The organism is Streptomyces sp. NPDC002785 (genome assembly GCF_040295565.1).
Lineage (GTDB): Bacteria > Actinomycetota > Actinomycetes > Streptomycetales > Streptomycetaceae > Streptomyces.
On the sequence record NZ_JBEOVN010000303.1, the window covers coordinates 1 to 6,032 of the forward strand.

Annotated in this window: 5 protein-coding genes and 1 tRNA gene; 5 read left to right on the forward strand and 1 reads right to left on the reverse strand. The window is 66.9% G+C overall.

Annotated features, from left to right (window positions below; translation table 11 throughout):
• The first annotated feature begins 235 nt into the window (after positions 1-235).
• The 3 genes from ABTZ94_RS35755 (at position 236) to ABTZ94_RS35765 (ending at position 2,218) form a co-directional block, all read left to right on the forward strand.
• The gene (locus tag ABTZ94_RS35755; protein ID WP_351207332.1) at positions 236-697 is read left to right on the forward strand and encodes a molybdenum cofactor biosynthesis protein MoaE; all 462 of its coding nucleotides are present in this window, start codon (positions 236-238) and stop codon (positions 695-697) included.
• Positions 698-825: 128 nt separating this feature from the next.
• Positions 826-996, forward strand: a complete 171-nt coding sequence (locus ABTZ94_RS35760) for a hypothetical protein (RefSeq protein WP_198676866.1) — start codon at positions 826-828, stop codon at positions 994-996.
• 133 nt (positions 997-1,129) lie between these two features.
• Positions 1,130-2,218 (forward strand): YlbL family protein, encoded by a 1,089-nt coding sequence (locus ABTZ94_RS35765; protein WP_351207335.1) that lies wholly within the window; start codon positions 1,130-1,132, stop codon positions 2,216-2,218.
• A gap of 31 nt (positions 2,219-2,249) precedes the next feature.
• Here the strand turns inward: ABTZ94_RS35765 and ABTZ94_RS35770 are convergent, their stop codons facing one another.
• Positions 2,250-2,819, reverse strand: coding sequence for a PPA1309 family protein (locus ABTZ94_RS35770; protein WP_351207337.1), 570 nt, complete (start codon positions 2,817-2,819; stop codon positions 2,250-2,252).
• A 128-nt stretch (positions 2,820-2,947) separates the two neighbouring features.
• Between ABTZ94_RS35770 and ABTZ94_RS35775 the strand changes: the two genes are divergently transcribed.
• Both ABTZ94_RS35775 and ABTZ94_RS35780 read left to right on the forward strand, forming a co-directional pair.
• Positions 2,948-5,881 carry a UPF0182 family membrane protein gene (locus ABTZ94_RS35775; RefSeq protein WP_351207339.1) on the forward strand — a complete coding sequence of 978 codons (2,934 nt, stop codon included), beginning with the start codon at positions 2,948-2,950 and terminating at the stop codon, positions 5,879-5,881.
• 52 nt (positions 5,882-5,933) lie between these two features.
• Positions 5,934-6,007: transfer RNA gene (locus ABTZ94_RS35780), tRNA-Met, on the forward strand.
• Positions 6,008-6,032: the final 25 nt, after the last annotated feature.

Sequence of the window (6,032 nt, forward strand, 5' to 3'; positions counted from 1 at the left end):
GACCCCATCCTCGCTGCGTTGTCGGTCGTCGGCGCAGCCCGCTGCGCTCTCCTGCCTCCGCCTTGCGATCGCATGCACCAGACGCCCCCGGCCCCGCCCTGCGGGCGGACGACGCTACTCTCGAAACACGCTCCCGGGGCTGTGGAACGTCTGTGGAAGGCTCCAAGGCCAGGGGCGGCCCGCCGGTGGGCAACGCTATTCCACGATGTCGGTGCGGTACGGCACCATGGGGCCCATGGCTCCCACCCACGACCACCCCGGCGAGCAGGCGGCAAGTGACCCCGTCCGGCTGCTGGCGATTCGCGACACGCCGCTGTCGGTCGACGAGATCTTCCGGGCCGTCGGGGACGACGCCGCGGGCGGCACGGCGCTCTTCGTCGGGACGGTGCGCAACCACGACGGCGGTCAGGACGTCGGTGCGCTCGGGTACTCCTGCCACCCCTCGGCACAGGACGAATTGCGCCGGGTGGCCGAGAAGGTCGTCGCGGAATTCCCGGTCCGGGCGCTGGCCGCCGTCCATCGAGTGGGTGACCTCCAAGTGGGCGACCTCGCTGTGGTCGTCGCCGTCGCCTGCCCCCACCGCGCCGAGGCGTTCGAGGCGTGCCGCAAGCTGATCGACGACCTCAAGCACGAGGTTCCGATCTGGAAAAACCAGCGCTTTTCGGACGGCACCGAGGAGTGGGTCGGCGCCTGCTGAGCGCAAGGCGATCGGGTGGTTCTCCACCCCGATTTGCGTAACCGCACCCCTGCCGTGAGCGTTGGTCCTGCAGATGGTTAATCTGCTGATAGGTCAGTTGCGGTCGCTCATCGGGCAGGGAGGTCGTAATGGCAGCACTCGCGTGGTTGCTGATTCCGCTTTTCGCTGCACTCGGTGCTGCGATATGGGGAAGCTGGGCCACCCGAAATCGCACGGCCGGTGACGTCTCGGAACTCGCCGGGTACGCCCGGTTCCGTGAGGCGATGGAGAAATCGCACTCCGGTTCCGACGTCGTCTGACCCTCGAACGTCGCCGATCCGCATAGCGAAGCCAGGTGCCGACGCCCTTCGGCACAGCGCCACTCCCGGTTTCCCGCCCCGTCCGGACCGGCCCCGACGGTGCACTGAGAGACCCTTCCCGTACTGTCGTTCCATGCCACGCCGCACCGCGACGATGCTCGCCTCCACGCTGATCCTCATCGCGCTGCTCTGCGCAGGCGTGCTGATTCCAGTGCCGTATTCGGAGATGTCTCCGGGGCCGACCGTGAACACCCTCGGCAAGGTCGAAGGCGAACCCGTCCTGCAGATTTCCGGACACAAGACGTACCCGACGTCCGGCAATCTCAATATGACGACGGTCAGGGTCACCGGCGCCGACTACAAAATGAACCTCGTCGAGGCCGTCTACGGCTGGCTGGCCCACGACAGCGTGGTCGTACCGCACGACACCCTCTACCCGGACGGCAAGACCGAGCAGCAGTCCACGCAGGAGAACGCCGAAGAGTTCAGCCAGTCCCAGGAGAGCGCCAAGGTCGCCGCCCTGAACGAGCTGGGCATCCCGGTGTCGTCGCGCGTGGTGGTCTCCACGGTCATCAAGGGCAGCCCCGCCCAGGGCAAGCTGCACGCCGGCGATGTGATCAAGCAGGTCGACGGTACGGCGGTCAAGCAGCCCGGGGACGTCGCGAAGCTCGTCACTCGCCACAAGCCCGGCGAGGACGTCACGTTCACGATCATCCCGGCGAAGACGGCGCAGGCGGCGGAGAAGGCCGGCAAGGAGCCCGAGGGCAGTCGGAAGATCGTCATCACCACCGCGAAGGCTCCCAGGGAGAACCGCGCGATCGTCGGCATCCAGGCCGGGACGGATCACACGTTCCCGTTCCGGATCGACATCAAGCTCGCCGATGTCGGCGGCCCGAGCGCGGGTCTGATGTTCTCCCTGGGCATCATCGACAAGCTGACGCCCACCAAGCTCACGGGCGGCAAGTTCATCGCGGGCACCGGCACGATCGACGACAAGGGCAAGGTCGGCCCGATCGGCGGCATCAACATGAAGCTGGTCGGCGCGCGCAACGCGGGCGCCCGGTACTTCCTGACGCCGAACGACAACTGCAAGGCCGCCGCCTCCGACACCCCGAGCGGACTCACTTTGGTGAAGGTGAAGACGATCGACGACGCGAAGAAGTCGCTGGAGAAGATCCGGGCAGGGGACACGGCCGACCTGCCGAGCTGTTCGGCAGGCTGACCGCGCCCCCCTCGGCGGGGAAGCGGTGAGGTCAGGCCTCGAAGGTCGCGGCCAGTGCGTCGGCCAGGCCGGGCACCAGGCCGGCACCGGTCCGCACCTCGCTCGGGGAGTCCTTCTCGCGGAGCCGTACGGCCGACTCACGCGCACCGTCCCGGAGGACGGCCACGGTCATCCGCACCTCCTGGCGCTCCGGGTGCTTGGCGACCCACTTGGTCAGCTGAGCATCGCTGAGCCCCTCCGGCACGGAAGCCTCTGCGGACGGCGGCAGCATCAGACGCTCCACAGTCATCGCGCATCCGATCACCGAGTCGGGCCAGGCGATCGTGGCGAGGAACTCGTCCAGGGCGGTGCCCGGCGGAAGCTCCTCCTGCTCGATGGGGGTGAGTGAGGCGGTCGGGGAGTCGGCGCTGTCGAGACCGAGCTGGGCGGCGAGGCCGGGCTCCTGGGCGCGCAGCCGGGCGGTGTCGACGAGAGCGAAGAGCCGGGCCGGCTGGTCCCAGCCGAGGCCGGAGATGTACTCGTCGATCTCGAGCACTGCGACGGTGAGGGGGCTCGCGGCCATCGGGGGGCCTGAGGGGGAAACGTTGGGCATGGCCCACATCCTGCCTCCTTCCGCCCCGGTAACGGGAACTAGGTAAAGCATCAGTAAGTTGCATAGGTGGGCTCTACGACCGCTGGGCCCGCTTCACACGACCCGCGAACTTCGAGGTGCGCACGTTGGCTTTCCAGATGCCGGACCGCGGCGGAGGCCCGACCGGGCCACGGATCAGAGTCGGCCGCCCGTCCCGGCGCGCCCGTACCCTGCTCATGACACTGGGCGTCCTGGCGGTTCTCGCCATGGCGTTCGTCATGTTCGCCGGGTTCTGGACGGACTGGCTCTGGTACCGGTCGGTCGCTTATTCGTCCGTCTTCACCACCACTCTGTGGACCAAGATCGGGCTGTTCTTCGTCTTCGGACTGCTGATGGCGGTCGCTGTAGGCCTGAACATCTGGCTCGCGCACCGGCTCCGGCCGCCGCTGAGCGCGATGTCGCTGGAACAGCAGAGCCTGGACCGCTACAGGATGAGCCTCGCCCCGTACAAGAAGTGGGTGCTGCTCGCGATCACCGCGCTCGTCGGGCTGATCGCCGGAGCATCCGCCTCCGGTCAGTGGCGCACCTGGCTGATGTATGTGAACGGCGTGGCGTTCAACCAGAAGGATCCCCAGTTCCATCTGGACGTGTCCTTCTACGCCTTCGACCTGCCCTGGTATCGCTTCCTGCTGGGCTTCGGCTTCGCGGCCACGGTGCTCTCGCTGATCGCCGCCGCGCTGACCCACTATCTGTACGGCGGGCTCCGCATCACCAGCCCCGGCGCGCGGGCGACCGGCGCGGCCACCGGCCATCTGTCGGTGCTGCTCGGTGTCTTCGTGTCGCTGAAGGCCGTGGCGTACTGGCTCGACCGTTACGGCCTGGCCGTGAAGTCCAGCGACTTCAAGGCCACGGACAACTGGACCGGCCTGCGGTACGTCGACGCCAACGCCTACCTTCCGGCGAAGACCATTCTGTTCTGCATCGCCGCGATCTGCGCCGTGCTCTTCTTCGCCACGCTGTGGCGCCGCACCTGGCAGCTTCCGGTGATCGGCTTCGGTCTGATGGTGCTCTCGGCGATCCTGATCGGCGGGCTGTACCCGGCGATCGTGCAGAAGTTCCAGGTCCAGCCGAACGAGCAGGCCAAGGAAGCGCCGTTCATCCGGAAGAACATCGAAGCGACGCGTGACGCGTACGACATCGACAACGCGCAGGTCCACGACTACTCGGGCAAGAGCACGACGAACGACGACGCCAAGCTGCGCGCCGGCGCGGACGACGCCGCCAGTTACCGGGTGATGGACCCCAACGTCGTCTCCCCGGCCTTCCAGCAGCTCCAGCAGAAGAGGAACTACTACCAGTTCCCCAAGACGCTGGACGTGGACCGCTACAAGGACGCCGCCGGCAAGGACCAGGACACGGTCATCGGTCTGCGCGAGCTCAACCTCGACGGCATCCCCAAGCGCAACTGGATCAACGACCACTTCACCTACACCCACGGCTACGGCGCCATCGCGGCCCGGGGCACGACGACCGGCAAGAACCCGAAGGGTTCCCCGGACTTCACCGAGTCCGGTCTGCCGACCACGGGTGAGCTCGGCAAGTACGAGCAGCAGATCTACTACGGCGAGAAGACCGAGCAGTACTCCATCGTCGGCGGGCCCCAGAAGGAGCTCGACTACGAGGAGGACGGCGAGAAGACCACCAGCTACCAGGGCAACAGCGGGGTCAGTCTCTCCAACGCCTTCAACCGGGCCGCGTACGCGGTGGCGTTCAGTGAGCCGCAGATCCTCTACTCGGGGGCCATCGGCGAGGGCTCGCGGGTTCTCTACAACCGCACGCCCAAGGAGCGCGTCGAGGCGGTCGCCCCGTGGCTGACCATCGACGGCGACGCCTACCCGGCCGTGGTGAACCACCGCATCCAGTGGGTCGTCGATGCGTACACCACCACCAACGGCTACCCGTACGCCTCCCGTACGACGCTCGGTGACACCACGGCCGACTCGCTGACCACCAACCAGCGGGCGGTCGTCGCCCAGCAGAACCAGGTCAACTACATCCGCAACTCGGTGAAGGCCACCGTCGACGCGTACGACGGCAAGGTCAAGCTCTACGAGTGGGACACCAAGGACCCGGTCCTCAAGACCTGGAGCAAGGCGTTCCCGGGGACCGTGGAGCCCAAGGCGGACATTCCGCAGGAGCTCAGGGACCATCTGCGGTACCCGCAGGACCTGTTCAAGGTGCAGCGGGAGCTGCTCACCCGCTACCACGTCACCAATCCCGCCCAGTTCTACAGCGGCAGTGACGCGTGGCAGGTCCCGGACGACCCGACCAACAAGCAGTCCGGTGCCGTCCCGCCGTACTACCTGAGCATAAAGATGCCGGACCAGACGGCCCAGAAGTTCTCGCTGACGACGACGTTCACCCCGAAGGGGCGGCCCGACCTCGGGGCGTTCATGGCGGTGGACGCCGATGCGGCCAGCAAGGACTACGGCACGATAAGGCTGTTGAGAGTCACCACCACGGTGAAGGGCCCCGGCCAGGTACAGAGTGAGCTCAACGGCAACGACGACGTCGCCGAGTTCGTGAGAAATCTCAAGGGAACCGACTCCGATATCGAGTACGGCAATCTGCTGACCGTGCCGCTCGAAGGAGGTTTCCTCTACATCGAGCCGGTGTACACGCGCGGTGGCACGCAGAACTATCCGCTGCTGCGCAAGGTCGCCGCCTCGTACGGCTCGAAGACCGTCTTCGAGAACAGCCTCGGGGAGGCGCTCAACGCGGTCTTCGGGGTGACGGAATCCGGCACCACCCAGCCGCCCGCGGAGACCACCCGGCCACCGGGCAACACCACGCAGCCACCGGCCACCGGTGACGCGGCGCTGAAGAAGGCGATCGCGGATGCGCAGAAGGCCTACGCGGAAGGCGAGGCAGCCCTGAAGAAGCAGGACTGGAGCGCCTACGGCAAGGCCCAGGCGGATCTGCAGGACGCGTTGCAGCGTGCGGCGGCCGCCCAGCCCAAGCCAGGCAGTGCGAATAATGCGGGCAATTCGGGCGGTGCAGCCAAAACGCCCGATGCTGGTAGCGGTGGCTGAGTAACTCGGTAAAGGCTCACCCCCGCGTCGTGGTACGGTTTCAACACAACGACGCGGGGTGGAGCAGCTCGGTAGCTCGCTGGGCTCATAACCCAGAGGTCGCAGGTTCAAATCCTGTCCCCGCTACTGAAAGACGAAGGCCCGGATCCTT